General features: G+C 28.3%; 16 protein-coding genes and 1 other annotated feature. Of the genes, 10 read left to right on the top strand and 6 right to left on the bottom strand.

All coding sequences use genetic code 11. The features are described from left to right. Positions 1–13: 13 nt before the first annotated feature. Both spoVAEA and BUA90_RS11065 read left to right on the top strand, forming a co-directional pair. A complete protein-coding gene (gene spoVAEA, locus BUA90_RS11070) occupies positions 14–610 on the top strand; it encodes a stage V sporulation protein SpoVABEA (protein ID WP_072968604.1) in 597 nt (198 codons plus the stop codon). Beyond that, positions 576–2048, top strand: a complete 1473-nt coding sequence (locus BUA90_RS11065; RefSeq protein WP_094756874.1) for a spore germination protein — start codon at positions 576–578, stop codon at positions 2046–2048. The genes spoVAEA and BUA90_RS11065 overlap by 35 nt, the downstream gene beginning before the upstream one ends. 26 nt (positions 2049–2074) lie before the next feature. Here the strand turns inward: BUA90_RS11065 and BUA90_RS11060 are convergent, their stop codons facing one another. After that, positions 2075–5107, bottom strand: coding sequence for a transglycosylase domain-containing protein (locus tag BUA90_RS11060; protein ID WP_072968601.1), 3033 nt, complete (start codon positions 5105–5107; stop codon positions 2075–2077). Positions 5108–5332: 225 nt separating this feature from the next. Next, positions 5333–5556, top strand: a binding site (T-box leader). 54 nt (positions 5557–5610) lie between these two features. Between BUA90_RS11060 and tyrS the strand changes: the two genes are divergently transcribed. The 5 genes from tyrS (at position 5611) to BUA90_RS11035 (ending at position 11493) form a co-directional block, all read left to right on the top strand. Then, complete coding sequence (gene tyrS, locus BUA90_RS11055) at positions 5611–6837, top strand: tyrosine--tRNA ligase (RefSeq protein ID WP_072968599.1); 1227 nt, start codon at positions 5611–5613, stop codon at positions 6835–6837. A 68-nt stretch (positions 6838–6905) separates the two neighbouring features. Further along, entirely contained in the window at positions 6906–7589 is a 684-nt protein-coding gene (gene yunB, locus BUA90_RS11050; protein ID WP_072968597.1) for a sporulation protein YunB, read from the top strand. Positions 7590–7793: 204 nt separating this feature from the next. Continuing rightward, the gene (locus BUA90_RS11045) at positions 7794–9224 is read left to right on the top strand and encodes an alanine/glycine:cation symporter family protein (RefSeq protein ID WP_072968595.1); all 1431 of its coding nucleotides are present in this window, start codon (positions 7794–7796) and stop codon (positions 9222–9224) included. Positions 9225–9510: 286 nt separating this feature from the next. Beyond that, on the top strand, positions 9511–10803 hold the full coding sequence (gene hflX / locus BUA90_RS11040) for a GTPase HflX (protein WP_072968593.1): 1293 nt from the start codon (positions 9511–9513) through the stop codon (positions 10801–10803). Positions 10804–10827: 24 nt separating this feature from the next. Continuing rightward, positions 10828–11493 (top strand): HEAT repeat domain-containing protein, encoded by a 666-nt coding sequence (locus BUA90_RS11035; RefSeq protein ID WP_072968591.1) that lies wholly within the window; start codon positions 10828–10830, stop codon positions 11491–11493. Here BUA90_RS11035 and BUA90_RS11030 read toward each other — a convergent pair. Then, the gene (locus BUA90_RS11030; protein WP_072968589.1) at positions 11486–11941 is read right to left on the bottom strand and encodes a DUF3189 family protein; all 456 of its coding nucleotides are present in this window, start codon (positions 11939–11941) and stop codon (positions 11486–11488) included. The genes BUA90_RS11035 and BUA90_RS11030 overlap by 8 nt on opposite strands. Before the next feature lie 97 nt (positions 11942–12038). On the opposite strand from BUA90_RS11030, the gene BUA90_RS11025 reads away from it, so the two are divergent. Together BUA90_RS11025 and BUA90_RS11020 are read left to right on the top strand one after the other, a co-directional pair. Then, positions 12039–12689 carry a YigZ family protein gene (locus tag BUA90_RS11025; protein ID WP_072968587.1) on the top strand — a complete coding sequence of 217 codons (651 nt, stop codon included), beginning with the start codon at positions 12039–12041 and terminating at the stop codon, positions 12687–12689. Between the two features lie 84 nt (positions 12690–12773). After that, the gene (locus tag BUA90_RS11020) at positions 12774–13163 is read left to right on the top strand and encodes a CoA-binding protein (RefSeq protein WP_072968585.1); all 390 of its coding nucleotides are present in this window, start codon (positions 12774–12776) and stop codon (positions 13161–13163) included. A gap of 31 nt (positions 13164–13194) precedes the next feature. Here BUA90_RS11020 and BUA90_RS11015 read toward each other — a convergent pair whose 3' ends face one another. Together BUA90_RS11015 and BUA90_RS11010 are read right to left on the bottom strand one after the other, a co-directional pair. Beyond that, entirely contained in the window at positions 13195–13551 is a 357-nt protein-coding gene (locus BUA90_RS11015; protein WP_072968583.1) for a sulfite exporter TauE/SafE family protein, read from the bottom strand. Then, positions 13551–13907 carry a sulfite exporter TauE/SafE family protein gene (locus BUA90_RS11010; protein ID WP_094756872.1) on the bottom strand — a complete coding sequence of 119 codons (357 nt, stop codon included), beginning with the start codon at positions 13905–13907 and terminating at the stop codon, positions 13551–13553. Before BUA90_RS11010 ends, BUA90_RS11015 begins: the two co-directional genes overlap by 1 nt. A gap of 192 nt (positions 13908–14099) precedes the next feature. On the opposite strand from BUA90_RS11010, the gene cysK reads away from it, so the two are divergent. Then, positions 14100–15023, top strand: a complete 924-nt coding sequence (gene cysK / locus BUA90_RS11005; RefSeq protein WP_072968579.1) for a cysteine synthase A — start codon at positions 14100–14102, stop codon at positions 15021–15023. Positions 15024–15165: 142 nt separating this feature from the next. On the opposite strand, the gene BUA90_RS11000 is transcribed toward cysK, so the two are convergent. Together BUA90_RS11000 and BUA90_RS10995 are read right to left on the bottom strand one after the other, a co-directional pair. Beyond that, entirely contained in the window at positions 15166–15555 is a 390-nt protein-coding gene (locus BUA90_RS11000; RefSeq protein ID WP_072968578.1) for a hypothetical protein, read from the bottom strand. Between the two features lie 235 nt (positions 15556–15790). Then, on the bottom strand, positions 15791–16079 hold a 289-nt coding region (locus tag BUA90_RS10995), incomplete at its 5' end, for an integrase core domain-containing protein (RefSeq protein WP_143146281.1).

Genomic DNA, 16079 nt, shown 5'->3' with positions numbered 1-16079 from the left:
AAAGGATTTGAATATGAAACAAAAAAGAAAAGTAATTATAGTTACTGATGGAGATAGTTTTGCTCAAAGGGCAGTTGAAATTGCAACATCAAATATTGGTGGAAGATGTATATCACGTTCTGCTGGTAATCCAACTCCCTTACAGGGATTTGAAATAGTAAACCTTATAAAGAAAGCAAAACATGACCCAGTAGTTGTAATGGTTGATGACAAAGGAGATCAGAAAATGGGAAAAGGAGAACAGGCACTTAAGAAAATAATAAATCATCCTGATATTGATGTTATTGGAGTAGTAGCAGTTGCTTCAAATACCCAATTTGTAAATGGAGTTGAAGTTGATTTTTCGATTACCTGTGATGGAAAAATAATTGAAGGTGCTGTAGATAAGGATGGAAAAAAAACAAATCAAAATGTATTATATGGAGATACGGTAGATATTTTAAGAAACAGCAATATTCCAGTAATTGTTGGAATTGGAGATATTGGTAAGATGAGAGGTAAAGATGATTGCGAGATAGGAGCTCCTATAATAACTAAAGCGTTAGAAGAAATCATAAGTAGGAGTGGAAAAATTAATGAAGCTTACGAAAAAAGTAGGGGAAAATATTAAAATTCTTGATAGAAAACTTGGAATATCAGAAAATTTTGATGTAGTTAAGAGAGAAATAATTATAGGTGGAAGAAAAGCTTTTTATATATTTATTGATGGATTTGCTAAAGATGAGATTATGTTATATATAGAAAAAAGGCTTCAAAGTTTAGATAGAGAAGAAATAACTCCTAATACTATTGAAAAATTAATAACTCAGAAGATTTCATATCTTGAAGTAGAAATTACTGATGAAGTTGAACATATTGAATTTATGGTGCTTTCAGGTGCATTAGCTATTTTAATAGATAGAGAAGACAATGCAATTATACTTGATGTTAGAAGTTATCCAGCTAGAGGACCAGAAGAACCGGATTTGGAGAAGGTGACAAGAGGTTCTAGAGATGGTTTTACTGAAACTCTTATATTTAATACTGCATTAATAAGGAGAAGAATAAGGGACCCAAGTTTAAGATTTGAAATTATACAAGTAGGAAGCAGGTCTAAAACTGATGTTGTAATAGGGTATATAAAAGATATTGCAGATTCAAATTTAGTAAAGGATTTAAAAGAAAAGATAAATAAAATAGATACAGATGCACTAGAAATGTGTGAAAAAAGTTTAGAGGAGTTCATATTAGGAAGAAGTTGGAATCCTCTGCCTCAAGTTAGATATACAGAAAGACCAGATGTTGCATCAGCCCATTTATTAGAAGGTCATATAGTAGTTATAGTTGATAATTCACCTAGTGTTATGATTTTACCTGTAACTATGTTTCATTTTACTCAACATGCTCAAGATTATTATCAAAATCCTGCAGTAGGTACGTATTTTAGATGGGTTAGATTTATAGGAATTTTATTTTCTGTTATTTTACCTCCTTTATGGTTATTGCTTGTATATTATAAAGGCAGTTTTCCAGATTGGTTAAAATTTTTAGGTCCGAAAAAAACAGGTGAAATTTCATTATTTATGCAGTTTTTTATTTTGGAAATAGGTATTGATTTATTGAGAATAGCATCAGTACATACACCTAACTCTTTGGCAACAGCATTAGCTATCATAGGTGGTTTAATTTTAAGTGAATTTGCTATAAAAGTTGGATGGTTTGTGCCTGAAACAATACTTTATATGTCAGTTGCAGGATTAGGGATGTTTGCAATACCAAGTCTTGAATTTTCTTTGGCATTAAGACTTTTTAGATATATTCTTCTTATATCAACTGGTTTTTTTAGAATATATGGTTTTATTGGGTCTTTGATTTTTATTTTTATTATATTTGTTTCTACAAAGTCTTTTGGAGGAATAAGATATACTTGGCCTTTAATACCATTTGATAGGAAAAGTTTGGCTACAATTATATTTAGAAAACCGATACCAGAAGTTAAAAGAAGACCTGAATTTTTAAAAACTAAAGATAAAAATGCAGCTCCACCTGATGATGAAGTACCAAATTAAAAACCCGGTGCTAAGCACCGGGTAAATTAATTATTATTAATTTCATTTTCATTATTTTCTATTATATTGCTGTTTGTATTTTCAGTAGTATTATTATTTTCGGAAGGATATACAATTGTACCGTCTTTAAATATTATGGTACCGTCAGGTAGTATTTTTCTTCCGTCAGGTAATAATTTTGTACCATTAGGTAATATTATAGTGCCGGGTGGTAAACTATCAATTGGATTAGATGGAACTGTGTTGTGAGTGTGTATATCACAATAAGTTTTTGGCACTTCATATTTATAGTCAGCAGGAACAAATCCACCATGCTCACTAGGATTGTAAGGTACAGGTCTACTTATAAATACTTTCTTTTCTATTAAAGTTGTAGGACAAAATTCAGTTGGAAGTTTATTGCTTTCTGAACAAACTTCAACTTCAACATGAACATCATCAAATTCTGTAGGTTGTGTACCTTCAATAAAATATTCCTGTCTTACAGTACTTCCTCTTGGGTCTTTATAGGATAATTTCGTTGGCAATTTACCTGATACAGTATCAACAGCCATTCTAATTATACCTTCAGGTTTTTCAAATTGTTTAGTAGGTAAGTTTTTATGAATTTCTTCCATGACCTTTTTCCAAAGTTTAGCACTTGCACCGCTTCCTTCTCTTAGTTTTATTTGCAAGTCGTTACCTATCCAAACGCCAGCAACATAGTAAGGAGTATATCCAACAAACCAAGCATCGTAGTTATTAGATGTTGTACCAGTTTTACCTGCTACAGGCATATTTGCAAGTCTTGCTTTTCTTCCAGTTCCTGCATCGACTCCACTTTTCATCATATCAGTCATTATAAAAGCTACTTGAGGACTTACTACATAATTTTTAATAGGTTTATTTTCAATAATTATATTTCCATTTCTATCAGTAACTTTTGTAAATGAGTGTGGAGCAATATAAATTCCTTTATTAGCTAAACTTCCATAAGCAGAAGTTATCTCAAGCGGAGTTAATCCTTTAGTCATACCACCTAGTGCCATTGCTGAAAGATTCATGTCATTTTTAGGTCCTGATTTAACTAAAGAACCGTTTGGATTTTTTTTAGATTCTACAGAAATACCCATTTTTTCAAGGTACTCCATAGAAGTATTTACTCCAAGTCTTTCAGCAACTTTAACAGCTGGAACATTCATAGAAAATTGAAGAGCTTTTCTAAGTGTAACTAGACCTTTATATCCTGTGTATTTAGGATTGCTACTTTTTTCATACCAGTTTTTAGGCCATCTATTACCATTTCTATCATAATGTGGTACGTCATCTATTATACTAGCAGCAGTCCAACCATTGTCTATAGCTGGAGTGTAAACGGCTAAAGGTTTAATTGCAGAACCTGGTTGTCTAGGTTTTATTGCCCTATTATAAAGAAGTTCACCTTTTATATCTCTACCGCCAACTAAAGCTTTAATTTCTCCTGTTCTATAGTCAATGATTACCATAGCAGATTGAGGTTGTATACTTCCTTTATTACTGATGCTGTAATTCTCTTTTGATATTAAAAGATTGTTATGGTTATCTTTTTTAAAGAAATTTGGATTAGAATCTAAGAATTCTTTGCTTACTACTAAATTTTTATATTTATCATAACTTTTATATTGTGCTGGTATATTAACTCTTCCACCTTTATATATAACAACTTGATTATTTTCTATTTTATAGGTATCTGCTACTGCAACACTAATACCTATTCTTTTTCCTTTTTCGTATAAAGGAATAAATTTCAATCTTTTATTTTTATATAGAATTAGGTTACCATTGGTATCATATTTATAATGATTTTTTGGAATTACTAAATAATTTTCATTATTTAATATATTTTCTCGTTTATATAGAAGTATAGAACCAGTTTTGCTTAAAATATTTCCAGAGCTATCTTTTCTTATTACGAGATTAGGAAAATTTTTACTGTTTTTATATATAGCTTCTAATTTTTTTTGCATACTTAAGTCTAAGGTACTGTAAATTTTTAGACCTTGTGTATAAAGCATGTTATAAGCATCTTCTTTAGATATATCAAGTTCTTTTATAAGAGAATTAATAACTTCATCTTTTACTAAATCAGTAAAGTATGAAGAAATTTCAGATCTATTGAGACGCTTTGGTTTAAGTATTTTTTTTAAATCAACATTTTTAGCTTTATTATATTCTTCTTCAGTAATTTTCCCACTGACTTTCATAAAGTATAAGACATCTTTAAATCTGTCTATACATTTTTTGTTAAATACTATTGTGTACTGTTCATCGCTATCATCTAATATATAATCATCTTCTTTAACATCTGCTTTTTTCTTTGTGATAATAGGTGAATGGCGTGCAGGATTTTGAGTTATACCTGCAATTAATGCTGCTTCAACTAATGTTAAATCACTAGCATTTTTGGAAAAATAAGTTTGTGCTGCAGCTTGTACACCTTTTGCACCGCTGCCTAAATAAATAGTATTCATATAAGCTTCAAAAATTTGTTCTTTGGTTAAATTTTTTTCCAATTGGATAGTATAATAAGCTTCTTTGATTTTTCTAGATAAAGTTTTTTCACTTTTAATATGCGGTAAATAAAGGTTTCTTGCCAATTGTTGAGTAATTGTACTAGTACCTCTTGGAGAATGTCTATCTTTAATAGCTTCTATAATAGCTCCGATTAATCTAGTATAATTAAATCCATTATGCTGAAAAAATTTTCTGTCCTCAGTGGCAATAAATGCATTTTTTAAATCTTCGTCAATTTCATCATAACTTACAACAGTTCTTAAACCTGAACGTTGGACCTTTTCTATTACTTTACCATTTTTGTCTAAAATTACTGAATTTTCATCAAGCATTGTATCAATTTTTGATGGGTCAATAGGTTTAACGTCTTTTAAAGCTGCAACGACTAAACCTGTAACAGCACCAGCACCAACAAAACTTAAAATGATAAAAAATACTAGTAAAATTTTAATAGTAGTTAAGAGTTTTCTTTTTTTATTCTTTTTTTCTTTTTTTTGCTTTGATCTGCGTTGATTATTTTCGGTCATAATAGTCCCTCCCTAATTTGAATAAAAGGGCAATAAATAGTATAAAATAGAATAAACTATAGAAAATATTATACCATAACATAATATCATTGTTAATTTATATAGTCTATTATTTAAAAATTATATTGTAGTGTTTATTATAGGTATATAAATTTAAATTCTTGAAATTTGATAAATGCTATGGTAGAATAAATCAAAAATATAAGGAGATTTTAAATTAATATAGGAAAAGCTATGAAGGAGCTAAGTAGTTTCCTATAGTTACAAAATCAGAGAGTAGACCGGTTGGTGAAAGGTCTATAGTATATAGGAATACGAATTACACTCTGGAGTTTCGAAGCTAAAAACTTCGGCGGTTAAAAAAACCGTTATCAAGATTAAGGCATTTGAATTATATAATTAATTCAAATGTAAAATAAGGTGGTACCACGGGTCTTCTCGTCCTTAAAAAATGAGAAGGCCTTTAATTTTTTATAAAAATATATTGTATGGGAGGTAGTATAATGGAGAATGTATTTGACATACTTAAAGAGCGTGGATATATTGAACAAGCGACACATGAAGAAGAAATTCGTGAACTTTTAGGAAGAGAATCTGTAACTTTTTATATAGGGTTTGATCCAACTGCTGATAGTTTACATGTTGGACATTTTTTACAAATAATGGTTATGGCTTATATGCAGAGAGCAGGTCATAGACCTATTTTTCTGCTTGGTGGAGGAACTTCAATGGTTGGAGACCCGTCAGGTAAAACCGATATGAGAAAAATGCTTACTGAGGAAGAAATAAGACATAATGCTGAATGTTTTAAAAGACAAGTTAGAAATTTATTAGATTTTTCAGAAGGTAAAGCTATTATGGTAAATAATGCCGAATGGCTGTTGGACTTAAAATACATACCTTTTCTTAGAGAGGTAGGGAAACATTTTTCAGTAAATAGAATGCTTACGGCAGAATGTTATAAAAATCGTATGGAAAGAGGATTGTCATTTCTTGAATTTAATTATATGATTATGCAGTCTTATGATTTCTTACAATTATATGAAAGGTATAATTGTAAATTACAGTTAGGTGGAAATGACCAGTGGTCAAATATTCTTGGTGGTGTTGATTTAATAAGAAGGATTAAAGGTGAACAGGCTTATGGAATGACTTTTAAGTTATTAACTACAAGTGAAGGTAAGAAAATGGGAAAAACTGAGTCAGGTGCAGTATGGCTTGATCCTGATAAAACATCACCTTATGATTTTTATCAATATTGGAGAAATGTTAATGATGCAGATGTTGAAAAATGTTTATCATTGTTAACATTTTTGCCTATGGAAGAAGTAAGACGCCTAGGCTCATTAGAAGGAGCAGAAATTAATAGAGCTAAAGAAATTCTTGCATTTGAAGTGACGAAATTGGTACATGGTGAAGAGGAAGCAAAAAAAGCTGATAGAGCTGCTAAAGCATTGTTTGGAAAAGGTGTTAATACTGAAGATGTACCATATACAGAATTTTCACGTGAAGAATTTAAAGAAGGTATGGATATAATAACTCTTTTAGAAAAAATTAATTTAATATCTTCAAGAAGTGAAGGAAGACGTCTTATAAAACAAAATGGTATTTCAGTTGAAAATGAAAAAGTAAAAGATTTTACTATGATTATAAAAGAAGAAGATTTTAAAGATGGCAAATTGATGATTAGAAAAGGTAAAAAAGTATATCATCAAATACGTTTAGTTTAAAAAATATTATCAAAAAGAAACTAAAATATCCCCTTCTTACATAGTATAAAATTAGAGGGGGTGTTTTTTTGTTTTCTAAAAAAACATATGGGGTGAATTATAGAAAGAAAAATGTATTGGTATTTATATATATAATATTTATACTTTTGTTGATAGTTTATGGTTTTATAATAGTAGATAAAAAAATAAAACCAACTGTATTAGCTATAGCTGAAGTAAAAGCTAATGAAATAGCATCAAGGGCAATTAATGAATCTATATATAGTAAAATAACAGACGATATAAGGTATCAGGACCTTTACTTTATTAGAACAGATAATGAAGGAAATGTTACTCTTATGCAGGCTAATACAATAATGATGAATAAGCTTGCATCTGAAGTAGCAAGGACAGTTCAAGATACAATAAGAAATATAAAATCACCTTCTATAAGAGTTCCACTAGGAAACATTTTTGGAAGTCAGCTTTTAGCTCAATATGGGCCAAAAATAAATATAGATGTAACTCCTATAGGAAAGGTAAATGTAGATTTTACATCTGAATTTGAAGAATCTGGTATAAATCAAACTAGGCATAAAATATATTTAATAGTTAAGGCACAAGTAAAGACAATAATTCCTTTTTCATCTAGTACAATACTTGTAGAAACAAAAGTTCCTATAACAGAAACTATAATTGTAGGAAAAGTACCTGAAAATTATATAAATGTTCCTAAAGATGAATATATGAATGTAGTACCAGGGGGAAATTAGAAAATTATTATAATTTGTATGAGATTTTGTTTTATTTAAGAATTGATGACAAAGAGAATTAAAACTTTTAATAGACATTTTTAAAATAAAAAATGTTTTTAAAAGTCAGAAAATACAATAATTTGAAGTATTGATTATTTTCTGCTAGAATTTATTAAGATATTGTAATAAACAAAAGTAAACTGAGAAAGGAAGTGATTTTTTATGGAAAATATTTTAGAGAGAATAGTTTCTGTTGGTAATACTATTCTTTGGTCGTACGTTCTCATTTTTATGCTTATTGTACTTGGACTTTATTTTACTATTAAAACAAAATTTGTTCAATTTCGATTTTTTGGTGAAATGTTTCGTCTTCTTACAGAAGGAGCAAATAAATCTATTACAGGAGAAGAGAAAAAAGGAATTTCATCTTTTCAAGCTTTCTGTATTAGTACTGCATCTCGTGTTGGAACTGGAAACTTAGCAGGGGTAGCAATTGCAGTATCTGTTGGAGGTCCTGGAGCAGTATTTTGGATGTGGCTAATTGCTTTAATTGGTGCAGGTTCAAGTTTTGTTGAAAGTACTCTAGCACAAATCTATAAAGTAAAAGACGAAAATGGCTATCGGGGCGGTCCTGCATATTATATGGAAAAGGCTTTAAATATGAGATGGATGGGTATAATATTTTCTGTTTTGATTACGTTATGTTTTGGTTTAGTATTTAATTCTGTACAGGCAAATACTATTACTTTGGCGTTTGAACAAGCTTTTGGTATGGACAGATTTATGGTAGGGATTATAATTACTATTATTACAGGTTTGGTAATTTTTGGAGGAATCAAAAGAATTGCAAAAGTTGCTGAATTTATTGTACCTATCATGGCTACAGCTTATGTATTAGTTGCTTTATTTATTATCATTAAAAATATAACTGTTATTCCATCATTATTAAGTTTAATTTTAAGTAGTGCGTTTGGACTTAAACAAGCTGTTGGTGGTGGAATGGGTGCAGCACTTATGATGGGTATTAAAAGAGGTCTTTTTTCAAATGAAGCAGGTATGGGTAGTGCTCCAAATGCTGCTGCAACCGCTGAAGTATCTCATCCAGTAAAGCAAGGACTTATTCAAACACTAGGTGTATTTACAGATACTTTATTAATTTGTTCTGCTACTGCATTTATTTTGTTAATTTCAGGTGTTTATACTACAAAAGGATTAAAAGGAATACAGCTGACACAAATGGCATTAAGCTCACAAGTTGGTGCTTGGGGAAATACATTTATTGCTTTTTGTATTTTGTTATTTGCATTTAGTTCTATAATTGGAAATTATTACTACGGAGAATCTAATATTGAATTTATAAATGGAAGCAAAGTATGGTTATTTCTTTATAGATCGGCCGTAGTATTAATGGTTTTATGGGGTTCAAAATCTTCAATTAAAATAGTTTGGGATATGGCAGATTTATTTATGGGAATGATGGCTTTAATAAACTTGATTGCTATTTCAATGCTTGGAAAAATTGCATTTAAAGCTTTAGATGACTATACAAGACAAAAGAGAGAAGGAAAAGACCCAGTGTTTTATGCAGATAGTATTGAGGGACTAGAAAATGTTGATTGTTGGGAAAAAAGAAAAGAATTAAAAATTGGATAAAAATTTGTATCTGATATTAATTTTACACAATTTTCTATATTATAAAATTTATTATTTATTTTTAAAATGGTAAATCTAATTGGCATATTACTAATCTTTGTTTGTTTTATATAACATAAAGGTATAGTAATATGCCATTCTTTTTTACAATTTTAACAATTTAACTTTTTATTTTGCAAAGCTAAAGCTATAATATATATGTAATTATAATATTTAATTTTTATTAATAATTAATTTAGATTTAAAAATAAAAATAATAAATTTAACTATAATGGTTGGTGATTAAATGTTATTTAATGAAAATAATGAAGTTATAAAAAATGTTGAGCAGAAAGCTGTTTTAGTTGGAATAAATAATGGGAAAGATGATATATCTATTGAAGATTCAATGGAAGAACTCAAAGAACTAGCTATAGCAGCCGGAGCAGTGGTTTTAGATAGTATAATACAAAACAAGTCCAAAATAGATCCTGCTTATTTTATTGGGAAAGGTAAAGTAGATGAGATAAAGTTAATTTGCAATGCATTAGATGCGAATATGGTTATTTTTAATGATGAATTATCTGAATCTCAAATTAGAAATTTAGAGGAAAAACTAGAGCTTACTATTATTGATAGAACCACTTTGATTTTAGATATATTTGCAAGCAGAGCAAAAACAAAGGAAGCTAAACTTCAAGTAGAAGTGGCACAGCTAAGGTATAGACTACCTAGATTAATTGGACTGGGAAGGTCATTGTCAAGAACGGGTGGTGGCATAGGAACAAGAGGACCGGGTGAGCAAAAGTTAGAATTAGATAGAAGACGTATACTTGATAAAATTAGTGATATTAATAGACAATTAAAAGAAATACAAAAAAATAGAAAAGTACAAAGGGCTAAAAGAAAAAGAAATCAAATACCTATTATAGCGCTTGTAGGATATACAAATGCAGGAAAATCTACTTTAATGAATAAATTTTTAAGTCTAAACCTTCAAAAATCGGAAGATAAAAAAGTATATTCTGAAAATATGCTTTTTGCAACATTGGATACATATCACAGAAGGATTTTTTTAGATGATAAAAAAGAATTTATTTTAATGGATACAGTTGGTTTTGTGAGTAAGCTGCCTCATCATTTGATAGAAGCTTTTAAAGCTACATTAGAAGAAGTTAAAGAAGCAGATTTATTAATTCATGTTATAGATAGTTCAAATAAAAATTATGATATGCAAAGGAAAGTTACGAATAAAGTTTTAAAGGAGTTAGGTGTGTTAAATAAACCAATGATTTATGCTTTCAATAAATGTGATATAGCTTTAGATAATATTTGTTATCCAGATAAAAATTCCATTTCTATTTCAGCACTAACAGGGTATGGTATAGATAAATTAATTGATATGATAAAAGAATATCTATTTAAGGATATAAAAAAGTATAAAATGATTATTCCGTTTGAAAAAGGAAATATATATTCAGTTTTATGTGATAAAACTAAAGTATATAATGTAGAGTATAAGGAAAATGGCATACATTTAGAAATAGATTTAGATACAGCTCTTTATAATAGATATAAGCAATATATTATCAGTAGTTAATAGTAGGGTGAGGATGATAATTCCATGGATAATAAAAAAATTTCATGGGAAGAAATAGTAAAATTAGATGATTGTCTTATTACATATTTTTTATATAGAGAAGGAAAAAGTATAAAGGCAATAAGTAAAATAAGAAATATACATAGGGAAATTGTAGAGAAGGATATTGTAGAAGCTAAAATAAAACTTAGAATGTTGAGAATGTCTAATAAAGGAGAGAAAAAAAGTTTACTAGATAAAATGCTTGAAGTTTCAAAGGAAGAAAGATTGCGTTTTATAAATGAAGAATTGGATGAAATTGAAAATTTAAAGAAAGAAATTAAATTAAGATATAAAGATTTTACAAATCCAGATGATAAGATGATATTGATATGGATTATTGGTGAATTAAAAGATAAAGAATTAATTAATATAATAGCTAAAGATATTATCAATAAAAATGGTAATATAAGGAGAATGGTGTGTTCAGCACTTGGCAAAATAGGAGATAAAAAAGCAGTTCCTTTTTTAAATAAAGCTTTAAAAGATAAAAAGCCTCAAGTGAGGCAGTATGCTGCTAAGGCTCTTAAGAATATTGGAAATGAGAATACTGTAAAAATTCTTATTCAGATAATAAATAATAAAGCAGAGAAAAAATATGTAAAAAAAGCATGTATAGAAGCTTTAAAAAGTATAAAAGAGTTTAATTAATATTTTGTTTAACCCTTTTTACTATGTTTGCAATTTTTTCATAAGAATGTAGTGTAGATTTAACTATTATAGGTTTTACTTGTTTTGTTAATTTTAATTTTTTATACATATAGTTTCCAAATTTCATAAAATTGTTAACACATGGTTGGGTATTTACAAATAATAAATCTTTTTCATTTAAACCCAAAATATTCCATACATCTAATATAACTGGCAATATAATATGAGGAGCATATTTTCTGCCGAGAGTATAGATTTTATTTCCATTTTCATCTGTTCCTCTTAATATGATTTTGCCTTTATCAGTTTCTTCTAAATTATCGAAAAAAGGAACTTTTAGTAAGTCATAATAGCTAGGTTTATTGTTAATTGGGAGTAAACCTAGATGAATAGCAGCAGCTGTTGAAGATGAGTAGCATCCTTCACAGCAATGATAGATTATATGCAAAAGCAATCATCCTTTCATTTAAGGATATTTATGTCTATATTAGTATTTGAAAAATCATATTTAATTATTTATAGAAAAAAATAAGTAGGTGGTTTAAATGATTTTAGAATATAAAACTTTATTACAGTATGGACAAGCTGAAGAAATAATAAATAAATCTAGATTTATTGGTTATGCAAAACCAGTTACTTCAGAAGATGAGGCATTAGAATTTATAGAAGAAATAAGAAAAAAACATAAAGATGCTACTCATAATGTACCAGCTTATCTAATAGGAGAAAACAATGAAATACAAAGATATAGTGATGATGGTGAACCATCTGGAACAGCAGGTATACCCATATTGGATATGCTAAAAAAAGAAGAAATAAAAAATAGTGTAATAGTAGTTACAAGATATTTTGGCGGTATAAAGTTGGGAACTGGTGGTTTAGTTAGAGCATATACGAAAGCTGCAAAGGCAGCAGTAAGAGAAGCAAAGATAGTAGATAAAATATTATATGATTTATTTTTAATTCGTATTGATTATACTTTATACGGTAAAGTTCAAAATGAAATAATAGGAGGTAATTATATTATTAAAGGAACTACTTATGATGATAAAGTAAATATTTTCGTTTACAGTAAACCAAGTGATAGCAATTTATTAAAAAGTAAGGTTACAGATATGACAAGGGGAACAGCTTTTATTGAAGAAAAAGATAGTGTTTATTTAACATTTCATAATGGTAAATTGATTGATAATTAGTATGTAATAAAAATGATAATTATTATTTTTATTGGGTATAATCATAAAATATAATGACAAATTTAATGAAGGAGGAATTTTCTTATGGATATTGAAAAAATCAAACAAGAAATGCTAGATAAAAAAATTTGGGCTGTTGTTGGAGCTACATCAAATAGAGAAAAGTATGGATATAAAATTTATAAAAAGCTTAAAGATAAAGGATATGAAGTTTATCCAATAAATCCTGGCTATGAAGAAATAGAAGGAGATAAATGTTATAAAAGTATATCAGAGCTTCCAGTCAAACCTGATTGTGTTAATATAGTTGTACCACCTAGAATAAGTAATAAGGTTATTGAAGAAATAGCAAATGAAGGTATTGAATATGTATGGCTTCAACCAGGAACATTTACTGAAGAAACTATTGATTTAGCTGAATCTAAGAATTTAAAATTTGTATATTATGATTGTGTATTAGTAGCTTTAGATTAATTAGAGAAAAAGACGCATAGTTATTATAAAACTAATGCGTCTTTTTCTCTTTATAAGTAAATTGATAAATTGCCATAACAAATAAAAATATTCCAAAAATTTTTTTTAAAACATTAGGTGACAAATTTATAGCCAGTTTAGAACCGATAATTGCACCTAAAATTCCTGTGATTGTAAGTGGAAACCAAAGTTTTAAATCTACATTTTTATTTTTTATATGAATTATAACAGCTACAAGACCTATTGGTATAAAAGTAAACAAGTTTACACTTTGAGCTTGATGTTGATTAAATTTAGTAAACAAGATTAAAGCTGGTATTAAAATAGTGCCTCCTCCAATTCCCATTCCACTTATAATACCTGAAATTAAGCCAATTATAGAAAGCATTAAAACACCATCCTAAATGCTGCTATCATCATAAATAATGCAAAAATTTTTCTAAGCCAATTAGTTGGAATTTTATTTAATAATTTAGCACCTATATAACTTCCAATAATTCCACCAGCGGCAATTTTAAGAGTAATTTCATAATTAATAATTCCTGATTTAAAATAAATAATGGTGCTTATAAAAGTTAAAGGTAATATTATTGATATTGCAGTAGCATGTGCCTTGTGAACTTCAGTTTTTAGGAGAAAAATCATTCCAGGAACAAGAAGAGTTCCGCCACCAGAGCCAAATAAACCATTAAGTAGACCAGTAACTATCCCAAGTAAGCTGATTTTTAGTATATTCTTTTTCATATAAACCATCCTAATATTATATAAATAAAGTTAAATATAAAGTATTATTAATTTAACCCGTTTATAATTAATAAATTCATAAAAATTATTAGTAAATTAATATATTTATATAAAGATTGACAAGAGAAAAAATATATTATAAAATAAACAACATAAATTCCGATAGAAATACTATGAAATAGGAGGTTTATTATGAGAGTTGCTAATAACATTTTGGAACTTATAGGAAATACCCCTATGGTTAAGTTAAATAAGATAGTACCCAAAAATAGTGCAGATATTTATTTGAAACTTGAATTTTTTAATCCCGGAAGTAGTGTAAAAGATAGAATAGCACTTAATATGATTGAAGATGCAGAAAAAAGAGGATTGCTTAAAAAAGGAGGTACTATAGTAGAACCGACAAGTGGCAATACGGGTATAGGGTTAGCTATGATTGGTGCAGCAAAGGGTTATAGAGTAATACTTGTAATGCCAGATACTATGAGTGTTGAAAGAAGAAAGTTGCTCAAAGCTTTTGGAGCAGATTTAGTATTGACAGACGGAACAAAAGGTATGAGGGGTGCTATAGAAAAGGCTGAAGAAATTTTAAAGAAAAATCCAAGCTATTTTATGCCGCAGCAATTTAAAAATAAAGCAAATCCAGAAATTCATAAAAAAACTACTGCAAGAGAAATATTAATTCAAATGGATAATAACTTTGATATGTTTATAGCTGGTGTTGGAACTGGAGGAACTTTAACTGGAATAGGAGAAGTAATAAAAGAAGAACTGCCTAATGTTAAAGTGATTGCAGTAGAACCTGAAGCATCACCAATTTTATCAGGGGGAAGGGCTGGAACTCATAAAATACAAGGTATTGGTGCAGGTTTTATTCCAGATGTATTGAATATTGATGTTATAGATGAAGTATTTAAGGTAAAAGATGAAGATGCTTATGAAACTTCTAGAAAAGTTGCAGTTGAGGAAGGTATATTAGTTGGTATTTCTTCAGGAGCAGCTATATTTACTGCTATTCAAAAAGCAAAAGAACTTGGCAAAGGTAAAAAAATAGTAGTTATAGTACCTAGTTATGGAGAACGATATTTATCAGTTCCTGACTTTTATAAAGAATAAAAATAGGATAGCATAAGCATCCCAAATATTTACTAAGTATTCTATCTCTTTTTTATAGATAGATTCTTTTTTAAATTATTTTTTATTTAAGTTTCTAGTTTAATAATAGTTAATATAATGAATTATCATTTTGTCTCTGAATTTATTTAACTATTTGAAGGTTTTTCTTAATATTAAATAATTCCTTTTCATTTTGAGATTCTTTGTAAGTCAAGAAATCTAAATCGTTAGAGACTTTATTAAGGATAGTTTGTGTTTCTGTTTTAAATTCAGTCAAATTGGCAGTTTGCACATAGACAGTATCAAGTTTTATTTCAATACGTTCTTGACCAGCTTTTAGATTATTAGTATCAGTTTTAAGAACATCTACATTGTCTTTAAGAAAACTTACGTCAGTCTTAAGGATATACACATCGTCTTTAAGGGAACTTACATCAGTTTTAAGAGTATTTACATCAGTTCCAAGATTAGATAATTTTTTATCCATAGAATTTAATTTTTCTAATATTTGTTGGAACATATTATTTGACATATTAAACACCCTTTCTATTTAAATTAATTTTTTCTTTTTTTGTTTTTGACACTCATGTTTACGTTTTTCAGCGAGTTTCAATCTTATTTAGATTAAATTAGCTAAAATAAATTTATTTTCAGCATTAAAAAGTTAATCATTTAGTATAGTTTTTTATTAAAACTACTTTTTTATGTTTACAGAAGTAAATGACAAGCTAACTATTTTTACGGTTTGACCCCTTAAATTTGGACAATTAAACTCTAACAACTAACTTTTTCTTAATATTGCTTGAGTTTTCTCTATAAAATTCCATAGGTGTCATATAACCAATAGCTGAATGAATTCTTGTATTATTATAGTAATCAATATATTTCACAACTTCTTTATAAGCTTCTTTGAAACTTGTAAAACTAAAATATTTTAAGCATTCATTCTGAAGCAGGTTATGAAAAGATTCAATATGAGCATTCTTATTTGGTGTCTTAACAGGAATTTGCTCATGATGCATATTAAGTTTTTCACAAGTATATTTGAATATATTA

The organism is Caminicella sporogenes DSM 14501 (assembly GCF_900142285.1).
Classification (GTDB): Bacteria; Bacillota; Clostridia; order Peptostreptococcales; family Caminicellaceae; genus Caminicella; species Caminicella sporogenes.
The sequence above is the reverse complement of the archived record's forward strand: the minus strand, read 5'-3'. Positions and strand labels throughout refer to the sequence as shown.

Bases quoted from the DNA above. Each gene is read 5' to 3' on its own strand.
- BUA90_RS11010 (WP_094756872.1), bottom strand. From the start codon at position 13,907: ATGAAAAAGAATATACTAAAAATCAGCTTACTTGGGATAGTTACTGGT.
- BUA90_RS11035 (WP_072968591.1), top strand. From the start codon at position 10,828: ATGGATAATAAAAAAATTTCATGGGAAGAAATAGTAAAATTAGATGAT.
- tyrS (WP_072968599.1), top strand. From the start codon at position 5,611: ATGGAGAATGTATTTGACATACTTAAAGAGCGTGGATATATTGAACAA.
- hflX (WP_072968593.1), top strand. From the start codon at position 9,511: ATGTTATTTAATGAAAATAATGAAGTTATAAAAAATGTTGAGCAGAAA.
- BUA90_RS11060 (WP_072968601.1), bottom strand. From the start codon at position 5,107: ATGACCGAAAATAATCAACGCAGATCAAAGCAAAAAAAAGAAAAAAAG.
- cysK (WP_072968579.1), top strand. From the start codon at position 14,100: ATGAGAGTTGCTAATAACATTTTGGAACTTATAGGAAATACCCCTATG.
- spoVAEA (WP_072968604.1), top strand. From the start codon at position 14: ATGAAACAAAAAAGAAAAGTAATTATAGTTACTGATGGAGATAGTTTT.
- BUA90_RS11020 (WP_072968585.1), top strand. From the start codon at position 12,774: ATGGATATTGAAAAAATCAAACAAGAAATGCTAGATAAAAAAATTTGG.
- BUA90_RS11065 (WP_094756874.1), top strand. From the start codon at position 576: ATGAAGCTTACGAAAAAAGTAGGGGAAAATATTAAAATTCTTGATAGA.
- BUA90_RS11015 (WP_072968583.1), bottom strand. From the start codon at position 13,551: ATGCTTTCTATAATTGGCTTAATTTCAGGTATTATAAGTGGAATGGGA.
- BUA90_RS11000 (WP_072968578.1), bottom strand. From the start codon at position 15,555: ATGTCAAATAATATGTTCCAACAAATATTAGAAAAATTAAATTCTATG.
- BUA90_RS11045 (WP_072968595.1), top strand. From the start codon at position 7,794: ATGGAAAATATTTTAGAGAGAATAGTTTCTGTTGGTAATACTATTCTT.
- BUA90_RS11025 (WP_072968587.1), top strand. From the start codon at position 12,039: ATGATTTTAGAATATAAAACTTTATTACAGTATGGACAAGCTGAAGAA.